At 70.8% G+C, this 25,006-nt stretch carries 24 protein-coding genes and 2 riboswitches; of the genes, 12 read left to right on the top strand and 12 right to left on the bottom strand.

The features are described from left to right. Positions 1 to 352: 352 nt before the first annotated feature. Positions 353 to 1,018, top strand: a complete 666-nt coding sequence (locus tag DQ384_RS12575; protein ID WP_114028944.1) for an alpha/beta hydrolase fold domain-containing protein — start codon at positions 353 to 355, stop codon at positions 1,016 to 1,018. A gap of 45 nt (positions 1,019 to 1,063) precedes the next feature. On the opposite strand, the gene DQ384_RS12580 is transcribed toward DQ384_RS12575, so the two are convergent. The 3 genes from DQ384_RS12580 to DQ384_RS12590 form a co-directional block, all read right to left on the bottom strand. Beyond that, positions 1,064 to 1,255 carry a CsbD family protein gene (locus tag DQ384_RS12580; protein WP_114028945.1) on the bottom strand — a complete coding sequence of 64 codons (192 nt, stop codon included), beginning with the start codon at positions 1,253 to 1,255 and terminating at the stop codon, positions 1,064 to 1,066. A gap of 90 nt (positions 1,256 to 1,345) precedes the next feature. Continuing rightward, positions 1,346 to 2,143 carry a hypothetical protein gene (locus DQ384_RS12585; protein ID WP_245966422.1) on the bottom strand — a complete coding sequence of 266 codons (798 nt, stop codon included), beginning with the start codon at positions 2,141 to 2,143 and terminating at the stop codon, positions 1,346 to 1,348. Positions 2,144 to 2,314: 171 nt separating this feature from the next. Next, positions 2,315 to 3,037 (bottom strand): FadR/GntR family transcriptional regulator, encoded by a 723-nt coding sequence (locus tag DQ384_RS12590; RefSeq protein WP_114028947.1) that lies wholly within the window; start codon positions 3,035 to 3,037, stop codon positions 2,315 to 2,317. A gap of 118 nt (positions 3,038 to 3,155) precedes the next feature. Between DQ384_RS12590 and DQ384_RS12595 the strand changes: the two genes are divergently transcribed. From DQ384_RS12595 to DQ384_RS12625, 7 genes are all read left to right on the top strand, one after another. Next, complete coding sequence (locus DQ384_RS12595) at positions 3,156 to 4,535, top strand: glutamine synthetase family protein (protein ID WP_114028948.1); 1,380 nt, start codon at positions 3,156 to 3,158, stop codon at positions 4,533 to 4,535. A 1-nt stretch (position 4,536) separates the two neighbouring features. Beyond that, positions 4,537 to 5,880: an aldehyde dehydrogenase family protein gene (locus tag DQ384_RS12600; protein ID WP_114028949.1), complete on the top strand. Its 1,344-nt coding sequence runs from the start codon at positions 4,537 to 4,539 to the stop codon at positions 5,878 to 5,880. 54 nt (positions 5,881 to 5,934) lie between these two features. After that, positions 5,935 to 6,699 (top strand): 3-oxoacyl-ACP reductase, encoded by a 765-nt coding sequence (locus DQ384_RS12605; RefSeq protein ID WP_114028950.1) that lies wholly within the window; start codon positions 5,935 to 5,937, stop codon positions 6,697 to 6,699. 9 nt (positions 6,700 to 6,708) lie between these two features. Next, complete coding sequence (locus DQ384_RS12610; RefSeq protein ID WP_114028951.1) at positions 6,709 to 7,401, top strand: gamma-glutamyl-gamma-aminobutyrate hydrolase family protein; 693 nt, start codon at positions 6,709 to 6,711, stop codon at positions 7,399 to 7,401. A 79-nt stretch (positions 7,402 to 7,480) separates the two neighbouring features. Continuing rightward, positions 7,481 to 7,578: riboswitch (glycine riboswitch) on the top strand. Further along, positions 7,579 to 7,679, top strand: a riboswitch (glycine riboswitch). Between the two features lie 33 nt (positions 7,680 to 7,712). Beyond that, positions 7,713 to 8,804 (top strand): glycine cleavage system aminomethyltransferase GcvT, encoded by a 1,092-nt coding sequence (gcvT, locus tag DQ384_RS12615; protein ID WP_114029199.1) that lies wholly within the window; start codon positions 7,713 to 7,715, stop codon positions 8,802 to 8,804. Further along, positions 8,801 to 9,190, top strand: coding sequence for a glycine cleavage system protein GcvH (gene gcvH / locus DQ384_RS12620; RefSeq protein ID WP_114028952.1), 390 nt, complete (start codon positions 8,801 to 8,803; stop codon positions 9,188 to 9,190). The genes gcvT and gcvH overlap by 4 nt, the downstream gene beginning before the upstream one ends. 168 nt (positions 9,191 to 9,358) lie before the next feature. After that, on the top strand, positions 9,359 to 10,735 hold the full coding sequence (locus tag DQ384_RS12625; RefSeq protein WP_114028953.1) for an L-serine ammonia-lyase: 1,377 nt from the start codon (positions 9,359 to 9,361) through the stop codon (positions 10,733 to 10,735). A gap of 162 nt (positions 10,736 to 10,897) precedes the next feature. Here the strand turns inward: DQ384_RS12625 and DQ384_RS12630 are convergent, their stop codons facing one another. The 4 genes from DQ384_RS12630 to DQ384_RS12645 form a co-directional block, all read right to left on the bottom strand. After that, positions 10,898 to 11,092 (bottom strand): DUF397 domain-containing protein, encoded by a 195-nt coding sequence (locus tag DQ384_RS12630; RefSeq protein ID WP_114028954.1) that lies wholly within the window; start codon positions 11,090 to 11,092, stop codon positions 10,898 to 10,900. Further along, a complete protein-coding gene (locus DQ384_RS12635; RefSeq protein WP_114028955.1) occupies positions 11,085 to 11,891 on the bottom strand; it encodes a helix-turn-helix domain-containing protein in 807 nt (268 codons plus the stop codon). The genes DQ384_RS12630 and DQ384_RS12635 overlap by 8 nt, the downstream gene beginning before the upstream one ends. Positions 11,892 to 12,294: 403 nt before the next feature. Beyond that, positions 12,295 to 12,738, bottom strand: coding sequence for an SRPBCC family protein (locus tag DQ384_RS12640; RefSeq protein WP_220182910.1), 444 nt, complete (start codon positions 12,736 to 12,738; stop codon positions 12,295 to 12,297). 2 nt (positions 12,739 to 12,740) lie between these two features. Then, positions 12,741 to 13,061, bottom strand: coding sequence for an ArsR/SmtB family transcription factor (locus DQ384_RS12645; protein ID WP_114028957.1), 321 nt, complete (start codon positions 13,059 to 13,061; stop codon positions 12,741 to 12,743). 248 nt (positions 13,062 to 13,309) lie between these two features. Here DQ384_RS12645 and DQ384_RS12650 point away from each other — a divergent pair, with 248 nt between their 5' ends. Further along, on the top strand, positions 13,310 to 14,995 hold the full coding sequence (locus tag DQ384_RS12650) for a PQQ-dependent sugar dehydrogenase (protein WP_181871176.1): 1,686 nt from the start codon (positions 13,310 to 13,312) through the stop codon (positions 14,993 to 14,995). Between the two features lie 54 nt (positions 14,996 to 15,049). On the opposite strand, the gene DQ384_RS12655 is transcribed toward DQ384_RS12650, so the two are convergent. Beyond that, the gene (locus DQ384_RS12655) at positions 15,050 to 15,775 is read right to left on the bottom strand and encodes a TetR/AcrR family transcriptional regulator (RefSeq protein WP_114029200.1); all 726 of its coding nucleotides are present in this window, start codon (positions 15,773 to 15,775) and stop codon (positions 15,050 to 15,052) included. 121 nt (positions 15,776 to 15,896) lie between these two features. Between DQ384_RS12655 and DQ384_RS12660 the strand changes: the two genes are divergently transcribed. Further along, positions 15,897 to 16,646 carry an SDR family oxidoreductase gene (locus tag DQ384_RS12660; RefSeq protein ID WP_114028958.1) on the top strand — a complete coding sequence of 250 codons (750 nt, stop codon included), beginning with the start codon at positions 15,897 to 15,899 and terminating at the stop codon, positions 16,644 to 16,646. Between the two features lie 52 nt (positions 16,647 to 16,698). Here DQ384_RS12660 and DQ384_RS12665 read toward each other — a convergent pair whose 3' ends face one another. Then, a complete protein-coding gene (locus tag DQ384_RS12665) occupies positions 16,699 to 17,379 on the bottom strand; it encodes a hypothetical protein (RefSeq protein ID WP_114028959.1) in 681 nt (226 codons plus the stop codon). 311 nt (positions 17,380 to 17,690) lie between these two features. On the opposite strand from DQ384_RS12665, the gene DQ384_RS12670 reads away from it, so the two are divergent. Beyond that, positions 17,691 to 19,223, top strand: a complete 1,533-nt coding sequence (locus DQ384_RS12670) for a hypothetical protein (RefSeq protein WP_147268757.1) — start codon at positions 17,691 to 17,693, stop codon at positions 19,221 to 19,223. A 183-nt stretch (positions 19,224 to 19,406) separates the two neighbouring features. Then, positions 19,407 to 20,594 (top strand): amino acid deaminase/aldolase, encoded by a 1,188-nt coding sequence (locus DQ384_RS12675; protein ID WP_114028961.1) that lies wholly within the window; start codon positions 19,407 to 19,409, stop codon positions 20,592 to 20,594. 144 nt (positions 20,595 to 20,738) lie between these two features. Here DQ384_RS12675 and DQ384_RS12680 read toward each other — a convergent pair whose 3' ends face one another. The 3 genes from DQ384_RS12680 to DQ384_RS12690 form a co-directional block, all read right to left on the bottom strand. Further along, positions 20,739 to 21,941 (bottom strand): LLM class flavin-dependent oxidoreductase, encoded by a 1,203-nt coding sequence (locus tag DQ384_RS12680; RefSeq protein ID WP_114028962.1) that lies wholly within the window; start codon positions 21,939 to 21,941, stop codon positions 20,739 to 20,741. Positions 21,942 to 21,950: 9 nt separating this feature from the next. Beyond that, on the bottom strand, positions 21,951 to 23,291 hold the full coding sequence (locus DQ384_RS12685) for an NtaA/DmoA family FMN-dependent monooxygenase (protein WP_114028963.1): 1,341 nt from the start codon (positions 23,289 to 23,291) through the stop codon (positions 21,951 to 21,953). Between the two features lie 75 nt (positions 23,292 to 23,366). Beyond that, entirely contained in the window at positions 23,367 to 25,001 is a 1,635-nt protein-coding gene (locus DQ384_RS12690) for an ABC transporter substrate-binding protein (protein WP_114028964.1), read from the bottom strand. Positions 25,002 to 25,006: the final 5 nt, after the last annotated feature.

Consider the following 25,006-nt stretch of genomic DNA (forward strand, 5'->3'; position numbering starts at 1 on the left):
ACCACCACATCGGCCCCGGCACGTCCGACCTTCTGCCGTTCACTGCGGTCATTCAGTTCATCCGGGCAGTTCGTCGTGATGCGGAAAACCTGTGCTCTGCCCGTCTGCGTCATCCTTGCGATGTCAGAAACTGTAGCGCCCAGACACTCGAATGTCTACTGCGGCCACTACAGATTTTCAATCCCGGGGACGGCAGGGTTGTGGCGCCGGAAGGACCGCAGGTCAGCGGCGGCTTGGCACTTGTCACACATCCAGGACAAACGCACCCCGAGGCGAGCGGGAGCCGACGGGGACTCATGGGCGTCCGGCCGGACGTCCATGGGATCCCCGCCTCGAGCCGTAGGATCCCCGCATGGAGCGAACGTTGATCTGGATCCACGGGGGCGCGTGGATGCGGCGGCACGCGAGCGAGCGGTCCCGCGAGATCTTCTCCGCCCATGGGCTCCACGTGGTGACGGCCACGCACCGGCTGAGCGACGAGGCCACCTGGCCCGCGCAACTGGACGATGTCCGGGAGGCCGCGCGCGAGGCCCGCGCCGAGCGGCCGGACGCCCCGCTGCTGGTCGGCGGCAGGTCCTCGGGCGGCCACCTGGCACTCCAGCTCGGGCTGCACGGCGTCGACGCCGCCGACGACGTGGCCGGCGTCATCGCTGTCAGCCCGCCGGTGGACCCGCTCGCCGCCGACTGGCCCGAGGCCCGCGCCTCCGGCAGCCCGTGGACGCGCCTGCTCGGCCACGTCCCCACCCCTCTGGACGACGCCACGGCCGACGCGACCCCCGCCAACCACATCGGCAACGGCGTGCCGGTGCTGCTGGTCCACGGCGCCGACGACGCGACCGTCCCCCCGACCCAGGCGCTGGACCTGGCCAACGCCCTCCTGGCCTCCGGCCACCCCGTCACGACGTACCTCACGAGCGGCGACCACGACCTCGACCTGGAGCGGGACGACGTCCGTCAGGTGATCGCCGCGTTCCTCGCCGGCCCGGCCCTCTGCCGGGCCCAAACCCCTGAGCCCTGAGCCCGGACGATCGGCTCAGGGCGCCCGCCCGGGTGAGGGCGGACGTCAGGAGCGGGCGTACTTCGCGCGGATCTCGCGGGCGGTCTGCTTGATCTGGTCCTCGGTCTGCAGGAGCCGGGCCTCGGCCTCTTCGGTGCGTCCCTCCGCGGCCAGCGTGCGGTTCCCGGTGCTCGCGCCGAGCCGCCGCTTGGCCCGTGCCCTCAGCTCACGCATCTTCCACTTGTCCAGCAGGCCCATACGAGTCTCGCCTCCCTGACTGCGGTGGTGTTCCGCCCGCCCACTCCCCTCAGATCGGCAGATGATGCGCGGACCTCCCATCGCCGCAGGTCAGCGACGGCGCGCCCCAGGGTGCTCGCCGGTCTTCCAGGCCGAGGGCAGGTCGTGGCGCCCCGAGACGAACTCCTGGACGGCGATCTTGACCCTGATCACGGGCCTGCGCCAGCGGTCCTCCCGGTGGACGGCCTTGGCCATCTTGGAAGCGCTCGGCCGGCGCGAGCCGGGGGCGAAGAGCCAGCGGGCCCACGGCGAGCCGGGACGCGCCAGCCGCACCGCGCCGACGATCAGCAGGATCGGCACGAACAGGCCCGCGAGGCCGGTCCAGATCTTGCCCTTCAGCAGGGTGACGACCGCGAGCACGAGGTTGACGACCAGGAACAGGACGGCCGTCCACCTGCCCGCGGGGGACGGGTCGGGCGCCTCCCAGCCCAAGGGACGCATGCCGAGCAGCAGGAGCACCGTCACCGCCACGGCGACGAAGACCGCGTCGACCGAGGTGCGCCCCTCCTCCGTCCAGTAGACGTCGCGCAGGTGGAGGATCAGCGCGAACTCGTCCAGCACGAGGGCGGCGCCGACCCCGAAGACCGCCGCCGTCAACGCGTACCAGCCCGGAGAGAAGCCGGCGACGACCAGGCCGGCGACCCCGCCGAGGACCATGAGCACGACGCCGAACACGACGTGGTGGACGTGCACGTCGCCCACGTTGACGTCGCGGAACCAGCCCACCTTCGCGCGGATGAGCCGGACGTTGACGCGCGTGAACAGGAACGTGACGATCAGCGCCACCAGGAAGCAGAAGAGCGGCAGCCGTCCCGTGTCGATGATCCGCTCCTGGAACCAGACTCCCACGACATCCCCCATCACCGACTCTACGGTCCCCGTACGGATGATCCCCGCGTTCGGCGGCGCCGATCATTTCGGATGGAAGGCAGGATCCCCGCCCTATGCCGCCGACCTCGGCGAACACCGGGGCGGCGCCGTTTCACGAAGGGCGAAAGTCTCCGGGCGAACGCGGCGGTCTCAGGCGAGGAACGCCCGCAGCAGCGCGGCCGTCCCGTCGAGGTGCTCCTTGACGGCCTTCCTCGCGGCCTCGGGGTCGCCGGCGAGGATGGCGGCGACGATCGCGGCGTGCTGGGCGGCGGCGTGGTCGATGTTGGGCCCGAGCACCGGGATGGCGTTGAGCAGGTCGGTCACCCGCAGCCGCGCGTCCGCGCACGCCGCCGCCAGCAGCGCCGACCCGGTCAGCTCGGCGATCGCCAGGTGGAAGGCGGTGTCGAGGCGCCGGTAGTCGGCGGGCGCGGCGTCGTTGACGTCCGCGAGCCGCCTTCTCAGCGTGGCCCGCTGCTCGTCGGTGAGGACGGAGGCCGCCAGGACCTGGGCGGCGCCGCACTCGACGGCCATGCGGAAGGTCAGCGCGTCCTCCAGCTCGTAGGGGCCCATCGCGTTGACGGCGCGGCGCAGGTCGCCGTGGGCGGGCAGCGGGGGCTCGTAGACGACGAACGCCCCGCCGTAGCGGCCGCGCCGCACGTCCAGGTAACCGGCCTCCTGGAGGGAGCGGATCGCCTCGCGCAGCGTGACGCGGCTGATGCCGAGCTGGGTGGCCAGCTCGCGCTCGGCGGGAAGCTTGTCGCCGGGTGCGACCACGCCGAGCTTGATCGCCTGGAGCAGCCGCTCGACGGTCTCCTCGAAGGCGTTGCCCGCCCGGACGGGACGAAGGAGCGCGACGAGCTGCGGCTCCCCCATCGCGACCTCCCTGATCCCGATCCTGTTCTTCAGTCAATGGTCCGAGATTAGTCCAATCGACGCGCCAGGTCGGCGAAACCGTTGACGCGAGGCCGCCGCTGGTGCTTGCATGCCTCCAATGGTCTGTTTCCAGACTTTTGGAGGGCGCACGGTGCTCACCGTCGACCAACTGCGTGAGGACGTCTCCGCCGGCCGGGTGGACACGGTGCTGCTGGCCATCGCCGACATGCAGGGACGCCTCCAGGGCAAGCGGCTGTCCGCGCGGTACTTCCTGGAGGAGGTGCTGGAGCACGCCGCCGAGGGGTGCAACTACCTGCTCGCCGTGGACATCGACATGAACACCGTGAGTGGCTACGGCATGTCGTCGTGGGAACGCGGCTACGGCGACTTCGTGATGAAGCCGGACCTCTCCACACTGCGCCGGGTGCCCTGGCAGGACGGCACGGTCATGCTGATGGCCGACGTGCTGTGGGAGGACGGCGCCGACGTCGTCGCCTCGCCGCGCCAGATCCTGCGCGCCCAGCTCGCGCGGCTCGCCGAGCGCGGCTGGAAGGCCTATGTCGGCACCGAGCTGGAGTTCATCGTCTACACCGACACCTACGAGAGCGCGTGGTCGAAGGCGTACCGCGACCTCACCCCGGCCAACCAGTACAACGTGGACTACTCGCTGCTCGGCGGCGCCCGGGTCGAGCCGCTGCTGCGCCGCATCCGGCTCGGCATGGAGGGCGCGGGCATGTACGTCGAGTCCGCCAAGGGCGAGTGCAACCTCGGGCAGCACGAGATCGCCTTCCGGTTCGACGAGGCCCTCGCCACCTGCGACAACCACTCGATCTACAAGAACGGCGCCAAGGAGATCGCGGCCCAGGACGGCATGTCGATCACCTTCATGGCCAAGCCGAACCATCGCGAGGGCAACTCCTGCCACATCCACATCTCGCTGCGGACCGCCGAGGGCGAGCCGGTCATGGCGGGCGACGGCGCGCACGGCCTGTCCAGGATCGGCGAGCACTTCATCGCGGGCCAGCTCGCCGCGCTGCGCGAGTTCACCCTGCTGTACGCGCCCAACATCAACTCGTACAAGCGGTACGTTCCCGGCAGCTTCGCCCCGACGGCCGTCAAGTGGGGCGTGGACAACCGCACCTGCGCGCTGCGCCTGGTCGGGCACGGGCCCTCGCTGCGCGTGGAGAACCGCGTGCCGGGCGGCGACGTCAACCCCTACCTGGCGGTGTCCGCGCTGGTCGCCGCCGGGTTGCACGGCATCGAGCACGAGCTGCCGCTGGAGGAGGCGTTCGGCGGGAACGCCTACACGGCGGGCGCCGACACCGTGCCGACGACGCTTCGCGACGCCCTCGCCCTGTGGGAGGCTTCGAAGATCGCCAAGGCCGCGCTCGGCGAGGAGGTCGTCGAGCACTACGCGAACAACGCCCGCGTCGAACTGGCCGCCTTCGACGCGGCCGTCACCGACTGGGAACTGTTCCGGGGATTCGAGCGGATGTGAAATGAAGATCGTCAACCCTGCGACCGAGGAAGTGCTCGCGGAGGTCGAACTCGCCGGCGCGGCGGAGATCGACCGCGCGGTGGAGCGGGCGCGCGCGGCGTTCCCGGCCTGGCGCGACGTCGCGCCCGGGGACCGCGCCCGGCTGCTGCGGCGCTTCGCCGACCTGGTGGACGCCCACGGCGAGGAGCTGGCCCGCCTGGAGCTGGCCAACTCCGGCCACCCGATCGGCAACGCCCGCTGGGAGGCGGGCAACGTCCGCGACGTGCTGCACTTCTACGCGGGCGCGCCCGAGCGCAACCACGGCAGGCAGATCCCGGTGCCGGGCGGGGTGGACATCACGTTCGCCGAGCCGCTCGGCGTCGTCGGGGTCATCGTGCCCTGGAACTTCCCCATGGTGATCATGACGTGGGGGGTCGCCCCCGCGCTCGCGGCCGGCAACACGGTGATCGTGAAGCCCGCCGAGTGGACTCCGCTGACGGCTTTGAGGCTCGCCGATCTGGCCCTCGAAGCCGGCCTCCCCGAGGGGGTGCTCCAGGTTCTGCCTGGAGCAGGGGAGGTCGCGGGAGCCCGCCTGGTCGAGCATCCCGGTGTGAACAAGATCGTGTTCACCGGCTCGACCGAGGTCGGGAAGATCATCGCCGCGAGCGCCGCCCAGACCGTCAAGCGGCTCACCCTGGAGCTCGGCGGCAAGAGCGCCAACGTCGTCTTCGCCGACGCCGACCTCGAACGGGCCGCCGCCACCGCGCCCGGAGCCGTCTTCGACAACAGCGGGCAGGACTGCTGCGCCCGCTCGCGCATCCTCGTGCAGCGCCCGGTCCTGGACGAGTTCCTCGACCGCCTCGGCGCGGCCGTCACGTCCCTCACCGTGGGCGACCCGCTCGACCCCGGCACCGACCTCGGGCCGCTGATCAGCGCCGAGCACCGCGAACGCGTGGCCTCGTTCGTCACCGGCACGCCGCGCTTCCAGGGGACGTGCCCGGCCGGCAAGGGCTTCTGGTTCCCGCCGACCGTGCTCACCCACGAGTCGCTGGACGAGCGCGCGTTCACCGAGGAGATCTTCGGGCCGGTCGTCAGCGTCGTCCCCTTCGACGACGAGGCCGACGCCGTGCGCATCGCCAACGACACCGTGTACGGCCTTTCCGGGTCGATCTGGACCAGGGACGTGGGGCGGGCGCTGCGCGTGGCCCGCGCGATCGAGGCGGGCAACCTGTCGGTGAACTCCCACTCCTCCGTGCGGTACTGGACGCCGTTCGGCGGCTTCAAACAGTCGGGCCTCGGCCGCGAGCTCGGCCCCGACGCGCTGGCCGCGTTCACCGAGACCAAGAACGTCTTCATCGCCCACTGATCCGGCGCAAGCACGGAAGCACCGATATTTCGAAGCATCGAGGAGATATTCACCATGCAACGTCTGCGTGACCGCGTCGCCGTGATCACGGGAGCGGCCGGCGGCATCGGCCTCGCCACCGCCCGCCGTTTCGCCGAGGAGGGCGCGAAGGTCGTCTGCGCCGACGTCGACGAGACGGCGGGCGCCAAGGCGGCCGACGAGGTGGGCGGCCTGTTCGTCCGCTGCGACGTCACCAGCGAGGAGGACGTCAGCCGCATGTTCGAGACGGCCTTCGAGACCTACGGCAGCGTGGACATCGCGTTCAACAACGCGGGCATCTCCCCGCCCGACGACGACTCGATCCTGTCGACCGGCATCGAGGCGTGGCGGCGCGTCCAGGACGTCAACCTGACCAGCGTGTACCTGTGCTGCAAGCACGCGATCCCGTACATGCGGCGGCAGGGCAAGGGCTCGATCATCAACACCGCGTCGTTCGTGGCGGTCATGGGCTCGGCGACGTCGCAGATCTCCTACACCGCGTCCAAGGGCGGCGTGCTGGCCATGTCGCGCGAGCTGGGCGTCCAGTTCGCCCGCGAGGGCATCCGGGTCAACGCGCTGTGCCCGGGGCCGGTCAACACGCCGCTGCTCCAGGAGCTGTTCGCCAAGGACCCCGAGCGGGCCCAGCGGCGCCTGGTGCACATCCCGCTCGGGCGGTTCGCCGAGGCGTCCGAGATCGCCGCCGCCGTCGCGTTCCTGGCCTCGGACGACGCGAGCTTCATCACGGGCGCCGAGTTCCTGGTGGACGGCGGCATCTCCGGCGCCTACGTCACCCCGCTGTAGGGCGCCGCGATGTCACGGCCCGTCATCGGGATCACGTGCTACGTCGAGCCGGCCGCGTTCACCGTGTGGGAGACGCGGGCGGCGCTGCTGCCGTACGACTACGTCGAGCAGGTCGTCCGGGCGGGGGGCCAGCCGGTGCTGCTGCCCCCGGCCGGCGACCCGGCGCCGCTGGTCGAGCGGCTGGACGGGCTGATCGTGGCGGGCGGCGGGGACGTCGATCCGGGGCGGTACGGGGAGGAACCGGCGGAGCACACGGGGTACGTCCGGAAATTTCGAGATGAGGCCGAGTTCGGGCTGGTCGGCGCCGCTCTGAAGGCCGAGCTGCCGTTCCTGGGCATCTGCCGGGGCCTCCAGGTCCTCAACGTCCATCTCGGCGGCGGCCTCCACCAGCACCTGCCCGACGTCACCGGCCACACCGACCACTCCCCCGCCCCCGGCCGCTACGGCCACCTGCCCGTACACCCGGAGCCGGGCACCAGGCTCGCCCAGATCCTCGGCACCGAGCCCGTCGAGACCGCCCACTACCACCACCAGGCGGCCGCCCGCCTCGGCGACGGCCTCATCGCCACCGCCACCGCCGAGGACGGCACCGTCGAGGCCGTCGAGCTCCCCGGCCACCCGTTCACGCTCGCCGTCCAATGGCACCCGGAGACCGGCGAGGACGGCCGCCTCTTCCAGGCCCTCGTCACCGCCGCCACCTAGCCCACCCTGACCGGGGGCGGAGGGCCGCGCCCGGCATGGACAGGAGGGCGGGCATTGGTAGGGTGGGCGAGAACACCGATGATCCCGTGCGGGAGAGAGTCCTGACATCCGGTCAGGACCCCTGAAGGAGCAAGTCCTCCCCGCGAACCTCACAAGGCAAAGGACCGCGCGGGCAAGGTGATCTCTGGAAAGCAGGCCTCCTCAGGGGGCCTCGCCGAAGGTGAAAGTCCGGCAAAAGCCGGGCGAAACTCTCAGGCACCGATGACAGAGGGGGAGGATGCTCTCATCCAACCCTGTCTGAGGTGCGCATCATGTCCAGACCCACACCGCTCCGCGAGGTGCACGAGAGCCTCGGCGCGACGCTCACCGACTTCGCCGGCTGGCTGATGCCGTTGCGCTACGGCAGCGAATCCGCCGAGCACAACGCGGTGCGCACGGCCGCCGGTCTCTTCGACCTCTCCCACATGGGCGAGATCTTCGTCACGGGCCCGCAGGCGGGCGAGGCGCTCGACCACGCGCTGGTCGGCCATCTGTCCGCGCTGGAGCCCGGCCGTGCCCGGTACACCATGATCTGCGCCGCCGACGGCGGCGTCCTGGACGACCTGATCGTCTACCGCCTGGCGGACGAGGAGTTCATGGTCGTCGCCAACGCCTCCAACTACCCGCGCGTCGCCGCCGAGCTGACAGAGCGCTCCACGGGCTTCGACGCCGAGATCGACGACCGCTCCGACCAGTACGCGCTGATCGCCGTCCAGGGCCCCCGCGCCCAGGAGATCCTCGCCACGCTCACCGACGCCGACCTCGTCTCGCTGAAGTACTACGCGGGCCTGCCCGGCACGGTCGCCGGGGCCGAGGCGCTCATCGCGCGCACCGGCTACACCGGCGAGGACGGCTTCGAGCTCTTCGTCGCCGCCGCCGACGCCGTCCCCCTCTGGCAGGAACTCACCAAGGCGGGCGACGCGTACGGACTGCGCCCCGCCGGCCTGTCCGCCCGCGACACGCTCCGGCTCGAAGCCGGCATGCCCCTGTACGGCAACGAGCTGAACGCCGGGCTCACCCCCTTCGACGCCGGCCTCGGCCGCGTCGTGAGGTTCGACAAGCCCGGCGACTTCGTCGGCCGCGCGGCCCTCGTGCCGCTGAAGGACATCCCGCCGCGCCGCCGCCTCACCGGGCTCGTCGCGCGGGGACGCCGAGTGCCGCGCCACGGATATCCCGTGGTGCTGCTGACGGACGGCACCGTCGTTGGAGAGGTCACCAGCGGCGCGCCCTCGCAGTCCCTCGGCAAGCCGATCGCGATGGCCTACGTGGACACCAACGTGTCCGAGGGTCTCGCGGTCGACATCCGTGGTAGCCATGAACCGGTCGACGTGGTTGACCTGCCTTTTTACCGGAGGAGCAAGTGAGCAGCATTCCCGAGGAGCTCAGCTACACCAAGGAGCACGAGTGGGTCGCCGGTCTGGACGACGGCCTCACCGTGACCGTGGGCATCACGGCGTACGCCGCCGAGTCGCTGGGTGACGTCGTCTTCGTCCAGCTCCCCGAAGCGGGCGGGACCATCGAGGCCGGTGACCCCGTCGGCGAGGTCGAGTCCACCAAGTCGGTCAGCGACATCTACGCGCCGGTCAGCGGCGAGGTGGTCGAGGTCAACCAGACGGTCGTGGACGACCCGTCGCTCGTCAACTCCGACCCGTACGGCGAGGGCTGGCTGTTCCGCGTGCGCATCGAGGGCGCCCCGGAGGAGCTGCTCACCGCGGAGGAGTACGCGACCTTCACCACGGCGGACTCCTGACGTCCTCTCCCCAGCCTTACCTGCCCGCCTCCGGCCACACCCCCGGCCGTGCGGGCTCCGCCCCGGCTCCGGCGAGCCACCGCTCGCCGGAGCGCCCTTCCCCTTCTTCTCCACCCCCGTCACCCGATCCGAACGTTCACCGCACACGTTCCGAAGGGCGGAAGATCAATGGCGATCAGCGTCTTCGACCTGTTCAAGATCGGCATAGGCCCGTCGAGCTCGCACACCGGCGGCCCCATGGCCGCCGCCCACAAGTTCGCCCGCGGCCTGCAACGGGATGGCCTGCTGGAGAAGACGGCCCGCGTCGAGGTCATCCTCTACGGCTCGCTCGGCCTCACCGGCAAGGGCCACGGCAGTGACAAGGCCGTCCTGCTCGGCCTGTCCGGCGAGAAGCCCGAGCTCGTGGACGTCGACACCGTGGACGACAGGCTCGCCCAGATGCGCGCCTCGGGCACCCTGCGGCTGTTCGGCGCCCAGGAGATCCCCTTCGTGGTCGGCGAGCACTGCGTGTTCGAACGCAAGATCTCGCTGCCCCACCACCCGAACGGCATGCGCTTCACCGCCTTCTCCCCCGAGGGCGAGCCGCTGCGCGAGAAGATCTACTACTCGGTGGGCGGCGGGTTCGTCGTGGACGAGAACGCCACCGGCGCCGACCGCATCAAACCGGACGACACCGAGCTCCCCTACCCGTTCCTCACCGCGGCCGAGCTGCTGAAGCAGTGCGCCGAGAGCGGGCTGTCCATCTCCGGGCTGATGATGGAGAACGAGAAGGCGTTCGGCCGTACGGAGGCCGAGATCCGGGCGGGGCTGCTCGACCTGTGGCGGGTCATGTCCGAGTGCGTGCGACGGGGCACCGCCAAGGAGGGTGTGCTGCCGGGCGGCCTGAAGGTCAAGCGGCGGGCCAACCAGATGCTGCGGCGGCTCCAGAGCGAGAGCCCCGAGAAGGACCCGCTCCAGACCATGGACTGGGTCACGCTCTTCGCCCTCGCCGTCAACGAGGAGAACGCCGCCGGAGGCCGCATCGTCACCGCCCCGACCAACGGCGCCGCCGGCATCATCCCCGCCGTGCTGACGTACTACGACCGGTTCGTCCCGGGCGCCGATGAGGACGGCGTGATCCGCTTCCTGCTCACCGCCGGGGCGATCGGCGTGCTGTTCAAGGAGAACGCCTCGATCTCGGGCGCCGAGGTCGGCTGCCAGGGCGAGGTCGGCTCGGCGTGCTCCATGGCCGCCGCCGGCCTGACCGAGGCCCTCGGCGGCACGCCGGAACAGGTCGAGAACGCCGCCGAGATCGGCATCGAGCACAACCTCGGCCTCACCTGCGACCCCATCGGCGGCCTGGTCCAGATCCCCTGCATCGAGCGCAACGCGGTCGCCTCCATCAAGGCCATCACCGCCACCCGCATCGCGATGCGCGGCGACGGCCGCCACTTCGTCAGCCTCGACAAGGCCATCAAGACGATGCGCGACACCGGCCGCGACATGCTCGACAAGTACAAGGAAACCAGCCGCGGCGGCCTCGCCGTCAACGTCATCGAATGCTGAACGTTCGGCCTCACCACTGATGTGGTCGACCGCACTGCTATCGCTTGAATAGACGGTCACATGCGTGGCCAGGTGCGGCGTACCTCTGAGAGCCCCGCAGCCGGCGGGCTCTCAGAGGGGTGACTTACGACTTAAATCGCTAACTTCCGGTAGCCGGTGGGCTCAGATGGCGCTGTGCTTGACGCCGTGGAGGAATGCGGACCACTCGACAGGAGTGAAGGTCAGGGGCGGGTCGGACGGGGTTTTGCTGTCTCTGACGCCGATGAGGCCGGGGAGGTTCGAGGCCACCTCGACGCACTGGCCCGCGTCGCCGCTGAAGCTGCTCTTGCGCCACCGCGCGCCCCGAAGGTCATGCATCAATTCGGATCACCGCTTCCTCGATGAGTCGGAGTGACTGCTTGAACGGTACGGCTTCCGCGCGGATTGCGTCATACTTCCGAATCAGGTCAGAGATCAAGCCACGATCGTCGAAAGTACGCCCGACAGGCTGCGCATCCGCATAGGCGGCATAGGAGGATCCGCTCCGTTCGGCGATGATGAACCCGCCCATGAGCCCACAGTGGGGCCGGGCCGTGTAAGGCACGATCTGGATCGTCACCAGAGGATGCTGGGCGATCTCAAGCAGGTGGCCGAGCTGCTCGCGCATGATCTCCGTGCCGCCGATCGGATGACGGATCACGTCCTCGTCGATGATGACGTGGAGCGCGGGAGCGCGATCGCGATGGAGGAGTGTCTGGCGTTGCATGCGGTTCGTGAGTCGTTCCTCCAGTTCGTCGTCCGTGATTCCAGGCCATGTCGCCAGGATCTCGCGGGCGTACGCCCTCGTCTGGAGCAGGCCGGGGACGACCATGGGTTCCCAGTTCCGGAGAGCAGTTGCGTCCTCTTCCTCTTCCAGCCAGGGGCGGAGGTATTCGGGGGCCTTGTGCCAGGTGGTGGCCATATACAGCCGGAGCATGGTGCCTTCGAGGGAGAAGGCCCGGTCGCAGAGCTCCGCGAACTGCTTCGACGGGGGACGCTTGGCTCTCTCGATCATGTTGACCATGGAGTCGGAGTAGCCGAGCCGCCTGGCCAGTTGCCGCTGGCTCATGTTCGCGGCCTCGCGGTAGCGGCGCAGCTCGAAGGCGAATAGAGCTCGCGGGGACTCGTGCGGGTCCATCTCTTTGTCGGGGGACAAAAGTGCACCTACCCATCCATGTGTGATCGTTTGATGAGATCGCTTCGCGCACCTAACGGATTCGTTCACCGGAGCTGTGAGCACAGAGTGTTTTCGATTCGCCACAGATCGTAGTCGCGCTTTGGCACGCTTGCAGGGCGAAGTTCGAAAGTCGCCGGCGAATTCTTCGTCCGGGCGTAAAAGAAGGAAGGGCGGCGCAGGAGGGAGTGACCATCAATAGACAGAAAGCCGACTCCGGGAAGGCCCTAGAAACACGCCGACCCTCGGCGGTGTTCCGCCGAGGGCCTTTGGCTATTTCGTCTCCGGCGCCCGCAGGCGCCGTTTTACGTCCATGGAATTCGTGCGGCGGAGGTCGTCGAGAGTCGCCGGCCTTCGCCACTCGGGGTCAGGCGGCGGCGCTCAGGGACTCGCCGGTTTCCAGCACCGTCTTCAGGCCGCTGAGGACCAGCATCCAGCCCTCGCCGGAGACCTTCTCGGCGGTGATCGGGGCGCCTTCGAGCCTGTCGTGGGTGACGGTGAGCTTGCAGAAGCCGCCCTCCTGGGGCTCGATCTCCCAGGTGACGCGGCTCGGGTCCTCCTTGGCCTGGTCGGGGTCGTACAGGGAACGCCATTCGTGGACGAGCCTGCGCGGCGGGTCGAATTCCATGACGGCGCCCTCGGTCCAGACGGAGCCGTCGGGGCCGTGGGAGATGTGGCCGTCGGGGGTGTTCTCGACGCGGGCCGTGTGGAAGTACCGCCGGGTGATGTCGGGCTTGACCAAGGCCTCCCAGATGCGTTCGGGGGTCGCCTTGATGAAGACCTGGTATATCTGCGTCGTCTGTGCGGGCATCGTCATTCCTCCGCTTCGAGCTCTCTTTTCATGTCGGCCAGCATCGCGGCCGGGCCGGCGGTGTATTTGTCGATCCACCGGTCGTGGATGAGCCGGATCGGCACCGGGTTGAGAAAGTGCAGTTTCTCCCGGCCCGATCTGCGGGTGACGACCAGTCCCGCCTCCTCCAGCACGCGCAGGTGCTTCATCACCCCGAACCGCGTCATCTCGACCTCGGACTCCAGCTCGCCCAGCGTGCGGCCGTCACGCTCGAAAAGCCGGTCGAGCAGCAGCCGCCTGGTCGAGTCGGCGAGCGCCTTGAAGACGCGGTCATCGTCGTCCACGCCGTCCAGAATGGGTGACCAAATGGTCACATGTCAAGGCACTCAGCTGTCCGTTTTGTCCGATCAAGTCTCTGGGTCCGCCCGTACGGCTCCGAACTGCAACTTTCGGGCCGCTGTTGAAAGTTTCACCCGCGATGTCGCGTCATCGCAGATGGCACGTCCCGACCGGCCACGGTGATTGAGGTCGCGTTGTCCGCGTGCCTACGGTGCTGGCGTCCACGCACGGTGATCCGCTCAAGGAGTCCGTCATGCGCGCCCGTGTCGTCCCGGCACTGATCTTGGCTCTGCTCGCACTGGTCGTCACCGCTCCCGAGGCACGCGCTCAGGTGCTGGGCGGGTTCGACTTCTCGCGGGCGGAGGTCTCCGTCACGGGTCTTCAGGTCCCGTGGGGCCTCGCGTTCCTGCCGGACGGCAGCGCGCTGGTCTCCGAACGCAACACGGGACGGATCCTCCAGGTTCGTCCCGGCCAGACGCCCACGCCCGTCGCCACGATCAGCGGGGTGAGCGCCTCGGGTGAGAGCGGCCTGATGGGCATCGCCGTCTCGCCCTCCTACGCCCAGGACGGCTGGGTGTACGCCTACTTCACCAGCACCGCCGGGGACAACCGGCTGGTGAGGCTGCAACTGAGCGCCCCGCAGACGCAGACCGTGGTCTTCTCCGGGGTGCCGAGCAACACCTTCCACGACGGAGGCCGCATCGCCTTCGGGCCGGACGGCATGCTCTACGTGGCGACCGGCGACGCAGGCACATCCAGCAACGCCCAGAGCCTCAGCAGCCCGGCCGGGAAGATCCTGCGCATGACGCCCACGGGCGGGGTGCCTTCGGACAATCCGTTCGCGGGCTCGCGTGTCTGGAGCTACGGCCACCGCAACGTCCAGGGCCTCGCCTGGGACTCCCAGGGCAGGATGTACGCCGCCGAACTCGGACAGAACACCTGGGACGAGGTCAACCAGATCGTCGCGGGCGCCAACTACGGCTGGCCGACGTGCGAGGGGACCTGCAACAACCCCTCCTTCCGCAACCCGATCGTCACGTGGACGACCGCCGAGGCGTCGCCGAGCGGGCTGGCCTGGGCCAACAACACGCTCTTCGTCGCGGCGCTGCGCGGCCAGCGGCTGTGGACGGTGCCGCTGAGCGGCAGCGGGACGCCGGGCACCCCGGTGGCCGAGTTCCAGTCGGCCTACGGACGCCTGCGCGCGGTCACGGTCGGCCCGGACGGCTGGCTCTGGGTGACGACCAGCAACCGGGACGGCCGCGGCACCCCGGTGGCCCAGGACGACCGCATCCTCCGCGTCCCGCCGGCCACGAGCGGAGGCGACACCACCCCGCCGACCGCGCCGGGCACCCTGGCCGCGTCGGGGACGACCGCCGGCGCCACCACCCTGACCTGGACCGCCTCGACCGACAACGTCGGCGTGACCGGCTACGACGTCCTGCGCGCCCCGGGCGCCTCCGGCGGCACGTTCACGCAGGTCGGGACCTCGGCGACCACCACGTTCACCGACACCGGGCTGACCGCGAGCACCACGTACCGCTACCAGGTGCGGGCCCGGGACGCGGCGGGCAACCTTTCCCCGGTGTCCAACACGGTCACGGTCACCACCCTGGGAGGCGGCGGCACCGCTGGATGCGCGGTGACGGCGACCACCCAGTCCCTGTGGGGCACCGGCTATGTGATCCAGCCGGTCACGGTCACCAACAGCGGCACGTCCGCCATCACCGGGTGGACGGTGACGATCACGCTGCCCACCGGCCACGCCGTCACCGGCTCCTGGGGCGCCACACTGACCACCAGCGGCCAGACCGTCACCGCCAGGAACCTCGCCTACAACGGCACGCTGGCCCCCGGCCAGAGCGTCACCTTCGGCTTCCAGGGCAGCCGCCCCGGCGGCAACACCCTGCTCCCCTCCGGCTACCAGTGCACGAGCCCCTGACCTGGCGGTCCATGGTCTACGGCGGCCGAGGGACAGAACGGCGGCGAGGAGCGGTCAGATGCCCAGGCCGGTGGCGATTCCGTCCAGGACGTAGGTGAGGCCCGTCTCGAACTGCCAGGCGAGGTCGTCCTTGCGGGCGGCCTCGCGCAGGTAGCGCAGGAAGGCGGGGTAGCGGCCCGTGCTCATGAGCCAGGACATCTGCGGCGCGAGCCCCGCGCGCAGGTCGGCGCCGCTCGACCACCCCTGGCCGGCCATGAGCTCGCGCATGGCGACCTCCGCGTGCGCCGTGCCCTGCGCGTAGGAGTCGACGGTCTTGATCACGACCAGCTTCGCGTCGGCGTCGAGGCCGAGGCCGTCGAGCGTGCCGAACAGGCGTTCCATGACCGCGTGCCGGTTGGGGGTCAGCGCGAGCGCCGTGCGCGGCGGCAGGTGGGCCAGCCACGGATGCCGCAGGGCCAGATCACGCGTCCCCACCGCCAGCGCCCGCATGGTCTCCCGCCACCCGGCCCCCTCGGGCAGCGCCACCTCGCCGTTGACCTGGTCGACCATCAGCTCCAGGACGTCGTCCTTGCCGGAGACGTACCGATAGGCGGCCATGGGGGCGACGCCCAGCTCGGCGGCGAGCCGGCGCATGGTGATGGCGTCCAGGCCGTGGGCGTCGGCGATCTCGACGGCCACCGTGGCGATCCGCTGGGGCGTCAGCGTCTGGCGGGGGGCGGGCGCGGGTCGTTCGAGGCGCTCCCACAGGGTGACCTGCGGGTTCTCGCCTTTCTTGTTCACGGCCAACGTGCGTCTCCCTCAGGTCGCCGTTTGTGTACAACGTACCAGCGGTAGACAACGTACACGACGCTGATACGGTGTATCCGCCAAAGATACAACGTACACAGCGAGCGGAACCTCAATGACGACACTGGCAGGCAAGACCGCGCTGGTCACCGGCGGCGGCAGGGGAATCGGCCGGGCGATAGCCCTGCGCCTAGGGCGGGACGGGGCCCGGGTCGGCGTCCACTACGGCACCGGCGAGCGGGCGGCCCGCGAGACCGTCGCGGAGATCGAGGCGGCCGGCGGCCAGGCCTTCGCGCTGCGAGCCGAGCTGGGCTCCCCGGACGGCGCCGAGATCCTGTGGGCCGCCTTCGACGCGCGGGCCGGCGAGCTGGACATCCTGGTGAACAACGCGGGGGTCCTCGGCGACCTGGCCCGGATCGAGGAGGTGACGCCCGAGAACTTCGACCGGGTCTTCTCCGTCAACACCCGAGCCCCCTTCTTCGTCACCCGGCTCGGCCTGGAGCGGCTGCGGGACGGCGGCCGGATCGTCAACGTCTCGTCGGTGCTGACCCGGGGGTACACCCAGCCGTCCTCGATCACCTATGCCATGTCCAAGGGAGCTCTGGACGTGCTCACCGCCACGCTCGCCAAGCAGCTCGGCCCGCGCGCGATCACCGTCAACACCGTGGCGCCCGGCGTCGTCGACACCGACATGCACGCGGGACGGCTGACCGGTGACACGCTCACGTGGGTGGAGTCGGCGTCCCCACTGGGCCGGGTCGGCGTACCCGACGACATCGCGGGCGCGGTCGCCTTCCTGACCTCGGAGGACGGCCGCTGGGTCACCGGGCACTGGCTGGAGGTCTCGGGCGGGACGCTCCTCTAGCGGGTCCCTGCCGGCGCGGATGCCGGCGGCCGCGTCTCGGCGGGCCGCACGGTCAGCGCCCGGCGGTGGCCGGGACGTTCGCGAGGGCCCGTGCCGCGCCGGCGCGGGCCCGCCACAGTTCCACGCCGAGCCAGGCGGCGCCGATCGCGGTCAGCGCGCCATGGGCGATGCGGAGCGCGTCCGTGCTGAAGAACTGCGGGATGAACAGGGCGAAGGCGGCGGCGAGAGGGACGGCGCTCCAGCGGGCCAGGACGCCCGAGCGCCATACCGCGACGGCGGCCATCACGACGCCCACACCGAGCAGGACGAGCCCGGCGCCGAACATGGTGATCGCCACGGGCTGGTAGCGGAACTCGTCCACCAGGGTCAGCAGCGACGGGTCGCCGTGCTGGACGGCCCGCCGGGCGATGACGTTCAGGCCCAAGTCCTCGGCGCCGTAGTACGGCAGGGTGAGCCCCGCGCCGATCATCGCCACCGCGAGGGCGTGCAGGCTGCGGCGGTGGCCGAGCACGAGGTGGACGCCCAGCAGCCCGAGCGTGAGGAGTATGAAGCCGATCATGGCGAACAGGTGGGACGCGATCCAGGCCGGGGAGCCGATCGCCTCGGCGCCCGCCATCGAGGACTCGTCGGAGTAGGGACGGACGACGGGATACAGAAAGAACAGGACACCGGCCACCACGAGGGCGGCGGCTCCAAGGCGGGCGCGGGGCGCGGCGAGAGGGACGGAGTCCATGACCGGTTCCTAACGAGAGGGGGAGCACCTTCAGTTCAGCGCTCCCGTTCAAGAGCAATGCTCTCTGTTGAGAACGCTGATGTCAATCAAGTTCTCCGCTCTATCAATCCCGAGAAAGAACGACGCCGAGAAAGGACAGAGACGGACGGGCGAAGATCGGAGATCGGCCCGAAGGCGGCGGCACAGAACGGCGGTGGGAGCCGGAGCCTCGAGAAGGGGTGGCGGTCAGAGAGGGCAGAGGCGCGGGGCGCCGTGGCGGGGGTGGGCGGGGCTAGCATGTAGAGCCCGTTGTCCCCCCGAGGAGGTTCGCGGTGTTGTCGGGTGCGGCTCCCCGTGCGGCCGGGTCGTCGGCTGAGGTGGAGACCGGCACTCCGGCGGGGGTGTCGTCCGGGCGGGCGCGCGGGGGCTTCGGTACGTTCGCCCGCGCGCACTGGGTGTTCCTGCTCGCGGTCGTCGCCGGGGCGGCGCTGAGGCTGGTCGCCGTGCTCGGGTACCGGCCGGCGCTCTGGTTCTGGGCCGACTCGTTCGTCTACGTCAACGCGGCGCTCGATCCGCAGCCACTGGAGTCACGGCCGTCCGGCTATTCGCTCTTCCTGTGGGCGCTCCGCCCGTTCCACAGCTTCACCACCGTCGTCGTGGTCCAGCACATACTCGGGCTGGCGATGGCGGTCTGCGTGTACGCGCTGCTGCGCCGCCGGGCCCGGCTCCCCGGCTGGGGGGCGACGCTCGCGGCCGTCCCGGTGCTGTTCGACGTGCACATGTTGCAGCTCGAACACCTGGTCATGGCCGACCTGCTGTTCACGTTCCTGGTGACGGCGGCGGTGACCCTCCTGCTGTGGAGGCGGCGGCCGACGGTCTGGACGGCCGCCGGCGCGGGCCTGCTGCTGATGGCCGCCACCCTGACCCGCACGGTGGGGCTGCCCGTCCTGATCGTCGTTCTGGTGGCCATGGTGATCGCGCGGGCGGGGCTGCGCGCCGTGCCGGCGACGGCGCTGGCCGCCGCCGTGGGCATCGGCGGCTACGCGGTCTGGTTCCACGCCGAGCACGGGAGCTACGGTCTCGGCCAGAGCAACGTGTGGCTGTGGGCGCGCACGATGAGCTTCGCGGACTGCGCGAAGCTCAGGCCGTCCGGCGAGGAGAAGATCCTCTGCCCCACGGAGCCGGTCTCCGCGCGTCCCGCTCCCCCGGTGTACATCTGGGACGGGGACTCGCCGCTGGCCAAGGTCAAGAAGGACGCCGATCGGGAGCGACTGGCGGGCGCCTTCTCCAAGGACGCGATCCTGGGGCAGCCGTTCGACTTCGTGCTCACCGGCGTCAGGGACGCTCTGTGGAGCTTCGAATGGACACGCCGGATATATCCGACGCCCGGCCCGCAGAGCGCGTACGTCTTCCCCGACTCCGTGAAGCCGTTCACGGACAAGATCGCCTCGTCTGGCCGCACCGCGCCCGAGCTGACCGCCGCCTACCAGGGCCACGGCGGCGACACCGTGGTGGCCGAGCCCTATGCCGGATGGCTGCGCGCCTACCAGGAGCAGGGCTACGTCCGGGGCCCGCTGCTGGCGCTGATCCTGCTGACGGGCCTGGCCGGGGTGGTCGTCCGGTGGCGGAGGCTGGGCGGTCCGGTGCTGCTGCCCTGGGCGGTCGCGGTGTCGCTGCTCGTGCTCCCGCCGATGATCGCCGCGTTCGACCACCGCTACGTCGTGCCGGTCGTGCCGGTCGCCTGCCTCGCGGCGGGCCTCGCCTTCGCCCGCCGCACTCAGGATGAGGCGACGGAGGACTCGTCCCACCAGGCCCGGCATCGGCGGCAGGACGGCGGCGACGCGACCCACCACGCGGAGGCATGAGGCACGCGCGGGCGGCGCGGGTTGTCACGAACCACGCGCGGGCACGGTGAGCGCGCGGGGTCTCGGAGACCGTGCGGAGGCCTCTGATGTGGCGGACGGCGGATGTCGGGGACCATGCGGAGGTGTGACAACCTCATAACATGACCTGGGCTCATTTAATGCGGCCTGCCTAGACTCCGGGTCATGGATGAACGTCGGCGTTACGATCGCGCCACCGCCGATCTGGACCCCCCGTTCGCGATCCTGGACATGGACGCTCTGCGGGCGAACGCCGCCGCCATGGTGCGCCGGGCGGGCGGGAAGCCGATCCGGCTGGCGAGCAAGTCGATCCGCTGCCGGGAGGTCCTGCGGCGCGTGCTGGCCATGGACGGCTACGCGGGAATCATGGCGTTCACGCTGCCCGAAGCCCTGTGGCTGGCGTCGGAGGGGTTCGCCGACATCCTGGTGGCGTACCCCACCGCCGACCGGCAGGCGCTGGCCGAGCTGGCGGGGGACGCGCGGGCCGCGGCCGAGATCACGCTGGTGATCGACTGCGTAGAGCATCTGGACTTCGTCGACGCGGCGGTCGACGGGGTACGCAACCGCCACGAGATCCGGATATGTCTGGACATCGATGCGGGGTTCAACGCGCTCGGCGGCCGGTTGCGGGCGGGTGTCCTGCGCTCACCGGTCAGAGAGCCGGACCAGGCCGTCGAGCTGGCCGCCGCGACCGCCAAGCGCCCGGGGTTCCGGCTGGCCGGCCTCATGGCGTACGAGGCGCAGATCGCGGGCGTCGGCGATCGCGTGCCCGGCCCGTACGGGCGGGTCGTCCGGCTGATGCAGGCTCGGTCCCAGCAGGAGCTGATCGTCCGCAGGGGCCGCATCGTGCAGGCCGTCCGGCAGCTCGCCGACCTGGAGTTCGTCAACGGCGGGGGCACCGGCTCGCTGGAGAAGACCACCCGGGAGAAGGCGATCACCGAGATCGCGGCGGGGTCGGGCCTGTACCACCCGCGCCTGTTCGACTTCTACCGGGGCTTCACCGGACGCCCGGCCGCGCTGTTCGCGCTTCCGGTGGTCCGCAGACCCGCGCCGGGCGTCGTCACCGTCCTGGGCGGCGGTTACCACGCCTCCGGGGCCCCTGGCGCGTCCCGTCTTCCCCAGCCGTACCTGCCGGCCGGGCTGCGCTACGACGCCAGGGAGGGCGCGGGCGAGGTGCAGACCCCGCTGCTCGGACCGGCGGCCCACGACCTGCGGATCGGGGACCGGGTGTGGTTCCGCCACGCCAAGGCGGGCGAGCTCTGCGAACGCTTCGACGCGCTCCACCTGGTCGAAGGCGACCACGTCATCGAGACGGTGCCGACCTACCGCGGCGAGGGCCGGGCGTTCCTCTGACCGGGACGACCCCAGGAGCCCGGAAGGCGCGGCTCGTACGGCGTCCACCGACGTATGCCGTGCTCCTCGCCATAGGGGGCGCCGGCATCGCCGTCGTCCAAGGGAACGGCCCGCCTCCATAGCGGCGTCGGCCGCGCCACGCCGTTACGCGGTTGCCGCCGCGTAGCGGTTGGACGGGTGGGGTAGGCCCAGGCGGGTGCGCAGGGACGTTTCGTCGTACGCGCCGCGGAACGCCCCACGGGCCTGGAGGGCGGGGACCAGGCCCCGGGTGATCGCCGTCAGGTCGTGGGGCAGCACGCCGGGGCGGAGGCGGTAGCCGTCCAGGCCCGCCTGCCCCCAGTCCAGCAGCAGGTCGGCGAGCCGGTCCGGGGCGCCGGTGAAGATGCGGGCGTCCGAGTCCAGCTCGGCCCCGTCGAGGTCGTCCAGGCGTGCCTTCCGGTCGGCCGCGTCCTCGCCGAGGAACGTCACCAGGTCGGCGAAGATCTTCAGCGGGGCCCCGGTGCGCCCCACGCGGTCCTCCGCCGCCCTCACCCGCGCGACGATGTCCGCGGCCCCGTCCCGGTCGTGGGGGGTCACGTACACGACGTCGGACGCGCGGGCGGCGAATTCGTACGGCAGCGTGTCATGGGCGAGCGAGGTGACCAGGGGCTGCCCCTGCGGGGAGCGCGGGGTGATCGACGGGCCCTTGACGCTGAACCACTCGCCCTGGAAGTCGATGTAGTGGAGCTTGTCCCGGTCGATGAACCGGCCGGTGGCGACGTCGCGGATCTCGGCGTCGTCCTCCCAGCTGTCCCACAGCCGGCGGACGACCTCGACGGCGTCGGCCGCCTCGCCGAACAGCTCGCCGATCACCCCGGAGGGATCGTGGACGTCGACGGGTGCGATCACGCGGCGGCCGAAGTTCGCCGCCTCGTCCGGGCGGACCGACACCCGGGGCCGCCAGCCCGCGCGGCCGCGGCTGATGTGGTCGAGCGAGCCGATGCCGATGGCGACGTGGAAGGGCTCGGTGTGGGTGGTGACGGTGGTCGGCACCAGGCCGATGTGCGAGGTCAGCGGCGCGACGTTCGCCGCGGTGAGGACGGCGTCGAGCTGCCCGCGCACCTGGTCCAGGCGGTGGTCCGCCTCCAGGAGCCGCGAGGACTGAAGGCTGAGCCCGTCCTCGAAGGTCACGAAGTCCAGCAGGCCGCGCTCGGCCTCCTGGACGAGGTCGGCCCAGTAGCGGGCGGTGAACAGCCGGTCCGGGGTCGCGTCCTCGGACCGCCAGGCCGCCGGGTGCCATCCGGCGCCGTCCAGGGCGACCGCCAGGTGCAGCGGCGTCGGGAGGGGTGTCGTCGAGTGGGGTGTCATGGCGTCTCCTTACGCGTGAGGGGCGAGTCCGAGGTGGTCGCGCAGGGTCGGGCCGGAGTAGTCGGCGCGGAAGACGCCCTTCTCCTGGAGCAGCGGCACCACCTTGTCGACCAGGTCGTCCAGACCGGTGGGCGTGAGGTGCGGGACGAAGATGAACCCGTCGGCGGCGTCGGTCTGCACGAAGGTGTCGATCTCGTCGGCGACGGCGCGCGGGGTGCCGATGAAGGTCTGCGGGGCGGCCAGCTCGATGACGAGCTCGCGGATGGACAGGTTCTTCTCCGCCGCGAGCGCCCGCCATTTGGCCACGACCGCTCCCCGGTCCCGGCGGAACTGCGCGCGTCCCTTGGACACGCCCTCCTCCAGGTCCGGCTCGATGTCGGGCAGCGGGCCGTCGGGGTCGTAGCCGGACAGGTCGCGGCCCCAGTAGCCCTCGATGAAGGAGATCGCGGTCTGCGGGCTGACCTGCGCCCGCCGGATCTCGGCGGCCCGCTCGTGCGCCTCGGCGTCGGTGTCGCCGAGCACGTACGTCACCGCCGGGAGGATCTTCAGATCCTCGTGGCGCCGCCCGTACGCGGCGAGCCTGCGCTTGACGTCGGCGTAGAACGCGCGGCCCTCCTCCAGCTTGCTGTGCCTGCTGAAGATCACGTCGGCGGCGGAGGCGGCGAACTCGCGGCCCTCGTCAGAGTCCCCCGCCTGGATGATCACCGGGTGGCCCTGCGGGGGGCGCGGGGTGTTGAACCGGCCGGAGATGTCGAAGTGCTGCCCTTGGTGCCGGAACGGGGTGATGCCTCCCTCGCGGACGAACGCGCCGGAGGCGGCGTCGGCGGCCACCGCGTCGGCCGCCCAGGTGTCCCACAGCTCGCGGGCGGTCTGGAGGAACTCGGCGGCCCGGGTGTACCGGTCGGCCTCGGCCAGGAAACCGCCGCGCCGGAAGTTCTCGCCGGTGAAGGCGTCGAAGCTGGTCACGACGTTCCAGGCGGCCCGCCCGCCGCTCAGGTGGTCCAGCGAGGCCAGCCGCCGTGCCACCTCGTAGGGCTCGTTGAAGGTGGAGTTGACCGTCGCGGCCAGCCCGAGGTGGCTGGTGACGGCGGCCAGGGCCGACAGCACGGTCAGCGACTCGGGGCGGCCGACGACGTCCAGGTCGTGGATGCGGCCCTTCATCTCGCGCAGCCGCAGCCCCTCGGCGAGGAAGAAGAAGTCGAACCTGCCGCGCTCGGCCGTCTGGGCGAGGTGCCGGAACGAGTCGAAGTCGATCTGGCTCCCCGAGCGCGGGTCGGACCAGACGGTGGTGTTGTTGACGCCGGGGAAGTGCGCGGCGAGGTGGATCTGCTTGGTTCCAGGGTCGGTCACGGGGTCCTCCTGGTCGGGAGTCCGGTGGAGATACGGTCCGGGCGGAGGGGCGGGGTCCGGGAGCCGCCCCTTGGGCTAGCTCACCCAGGCGTCGTTGAGTTGCTGGAGCCGGGAGTCGGCGCCGAGCGTGATGCCATGGGTCTTGGACGACAGCGCCAGGATGGTGGTGAGCTCGAAGACGGGGATCGAGTGGGCCTTCTCGACGATCAGCTTCTGCGCCCGCTGGATGTGGCCGGCGCGCTCGGCGCCGTCCGCCGTCGACTGCTGTCCCCGCAGCGCGTCCTCCAGCCCGGCGTCGTCGATGCGGTAGTAGTTGTTGCCCGCGGTGGAGTAGTTGGTGCGCAGGACGTCGCCGTCGGCGCGGCTGAGGTTGCCCCAGGCCAGGTCGAACGTGCCCTTGGCGTAGACCTGGAGCAGCTCGGGCACCGTGTAGGTCTGGAGTTCCAGCTTGACCCCGATCTTGGACAGTTGCTGCTGGATCAGCTCCAGCGCCGACTGGTTCGGGCCGAAGTTCGACAGCCACGTGGTGACGAGGCTGAGCTTCTCGCCGTCCTTCTCGCGGACGCCGTCGGCGCCCGGCGTCCACCCCGCCTCGTCGAGCAGCTTCTTGGCGGCCTCGACGTCGAAGGTGAGGGCGCCGCTCAGGTCCGTCCAGTCCGGGGTCGTCCTGGCGAGGATGCTGGTGGCGACGGCGAAGTCCGGGGTGAGGACCGTGTCGCGCACCTCCTGGGCATTGATCGCCTTGGCCAGGGCCTGACGCACCCGGACGTCCTTGAGCAGGGGCCTGGACTCGTTGGCCGTCAGGCTGAAGACGTTGCCCGGGTTCGGGCGCACCACCAGGGTGTAACCGCTGCTCCGCAGGACCTGGACGTTCTGCGGCGGGACGCTCCCGATGGCCGCGATCTGCCCGGACTGCAACGCGCCCGTCCGCACTCCCGCCTCGGGGATGACCTTGAAGACCACGGAGTCGAGGTAGGCGTCGCCCTGGTGCTCGCGGTCGGCCGGCGCCCAGCCGTACCCCTTGCGCCTCTTCAGCACGACCTCGGAGTTCTTGGTGTAGTGGTCGAGCGTGAACGGGCCCGTGCCCACCACGTTGGCGACGTCCCGCTCCTCGACGGGCCTGGCCAGGGTGGACGGCCCGAGCAGGCCGAGCGCGGCGGTGGAGCTGGCCTGCAGGAACGCGGCGTTGGGCGTGGTGAACTCGATCTTCACCGTCAGCTTGTCCACGACCTCGGTGGCCTTGTAGCCGGTGAAGTAGATGATCGACGAGGGGGCCTTGGCGCCCGCCCTGACGATGTCGTCGAAGTTGTCCTTGACCGACTGCGCGGTGAGCGGGCTGCCGTCGGAGAACGTGACCCCGTCGCGCAGCGTGAACGTGAACGTCCTGGCGTCGTCGCTCGCCTCCCACTTGGTGGCCAGCCAGGGGATGAGCTTGCCGGTGGCGGGATCCTGCTCGGTCAGGGAGTCGACGAGCTGCCGGGAGACGTACAGGGCGTCGTTTCCGGCGCCGGCGCCGCGCGGGTTGATGCTGATCGGGTCGGTGCTCAGGCCGAACGTGAGGGTGCCGCCGGCCCGCGGGGCGTTCCCCGCCGCGCTCGTCTCCGCCGTGCCGGCCTGCCCGCAGGCGGCCAGCGCCAGCGGGACGGCGGCCAGCCAGGCCGCGAGCACGCGCCCGCGGCCGCGCCTCCCCGGACGATATGAACTCTTCATCGATA

This window comes from Sphaerisporangium album (genome assembly GCF_003323745.1).
GTDB classification, from domain to species: domain Bacteria; phylum Actinomycetota; class Actinomycetes; order Streptosporangiales; family Streptosporangiaceae; genus Sphaerisporangium; species Sphaerisporangium album.

Bases quoted from the DNA above. Each gene is read 5' to 3' on its own strand.
- DQ384_RS12575 (WP_114028944.1), top strand. From the start codon at position 353: ATGGAGCGAACGTTGATCTGGATCCACGGGGGCGCGTGGATGCGGCGG.
- DQ384_RS12580 (WP_114028945.1), bottom strand. From the start codon at position 1,255: ATGGGCCTGCTGGACAAGTGGAAGATGCGTGAGCTGAGGGCACGGGCC.
- DQ384_RS12590 (WP_114028947.1), bottom strand. From the start codon at position 3,037: ATGGGGGAGCCGCAGCTCGTCGCGCTCCTTCGTCCCGTCCGGGCGGGC.
- DQ384_RS12595 (WP_114028948.1), top strand. From the start codon at position 3,156: ATGGTCTGTTTCCAGACTTTTGGAGGGCGCACGGTGCTCACCGTCGAC.
- DQ384_RS12600 (WP_114028949.1), top strand. From the start codon at position 4,537: ATGAAGATCGTCAACCCTGCGACCGAGGAAGTGCTCGCGGAGGTCGAA.
- DQ384_RS12605 (WP_114028950.1), top strand. From the start codon at position 5,935: ATGCAACGTCTGCGTGACCGCGTCGCCGTGATCACGGGAGCGGCCGGC.
- DQ384_RS12610 (WP_114028951.1), top strand. From the start codon at position 6,709: ATGTCACGGCCCGTCATCGGGATCACGTGCTACGTCGAGCCGGCCGCG.
- gcvT (WP_114029199.1), top strand. From the start codon at position 7,713: ATGTCCAGACCCACACCGCTCCGCGAGGTGCACGAGAGCCTCGGCGCG.
- DQ384_RS12625 (WP_114028953.1), top strand. From the start codon at position 9,359: ATGGCGATCAGCGTCTTCGACCTGTTCAAGATCGGCATAGGCCCGTCG.
- DQ384_RS12630 (WP_114028954.1), bottom strand. From the start codon at position 11,092: ATGCATGACCTTCGGGGCGCGCGGTGGCGCAAGAGCAGCTTCAGCGGC.
- DQ384_RS12635 (WP_114028955.1), bottom strand. From the start codon at position 11,891: ATGGACCCGCACGAGTCCCCGCGAGCTCTATTCGCCTTCGAGCTGCGC.
- DQ384_RS12640 (WP_220182910.1), bottom strand. From the start codon at position 12,738: ATGCCCGCACAGACGACGCAGATATACCAGGTCTTCATCAAGGCGACC.
- DQ384_RS12650 (WP_181871176.1), top strand. From the start codon at position 13,310: ATGCGCGCCCGTGTCGTCCCGGCACTGATCTTGGCTCTGCTCGCACTG.
- DQ384_RS12660 (WP_114028958.1), top strand. From the start codon at position 15,897: ATGACGACACTGGCAGGCAAGACCGCGCTGGTCACCGGCGGCGGCAGG.
- DQ384_RS12665 (WP_114028959.1), bottom strand. From the start codon at position 17,379: ATGGACTCCGTCCCTCTCGCCGCGCCCCGCGCCCGCCTTGGAGCCGCC.
- DQ384_RS12675 (WP_114028961.1), top strand. From the start codon at position 19,407: ATGGATGAACGTCGGCGTTACGATCGCGCCACCGCCGATCTGGACCCC.
- DQ384_RS12680 (WP_114028962.1), bottom strand. From the start codon at position 21,941: ATGACACCCCACTCGACGACACCCCTCCCGACGCCGCTGCACCTGGCG.
- DQ384_RS12690 (WP_114028964.1), bottom strand. From the start codon at position 25,001: ATGAAGAGTTCATATCGTCCGGGGAGGCGCGGCCGCGGGCGCGTGCTC.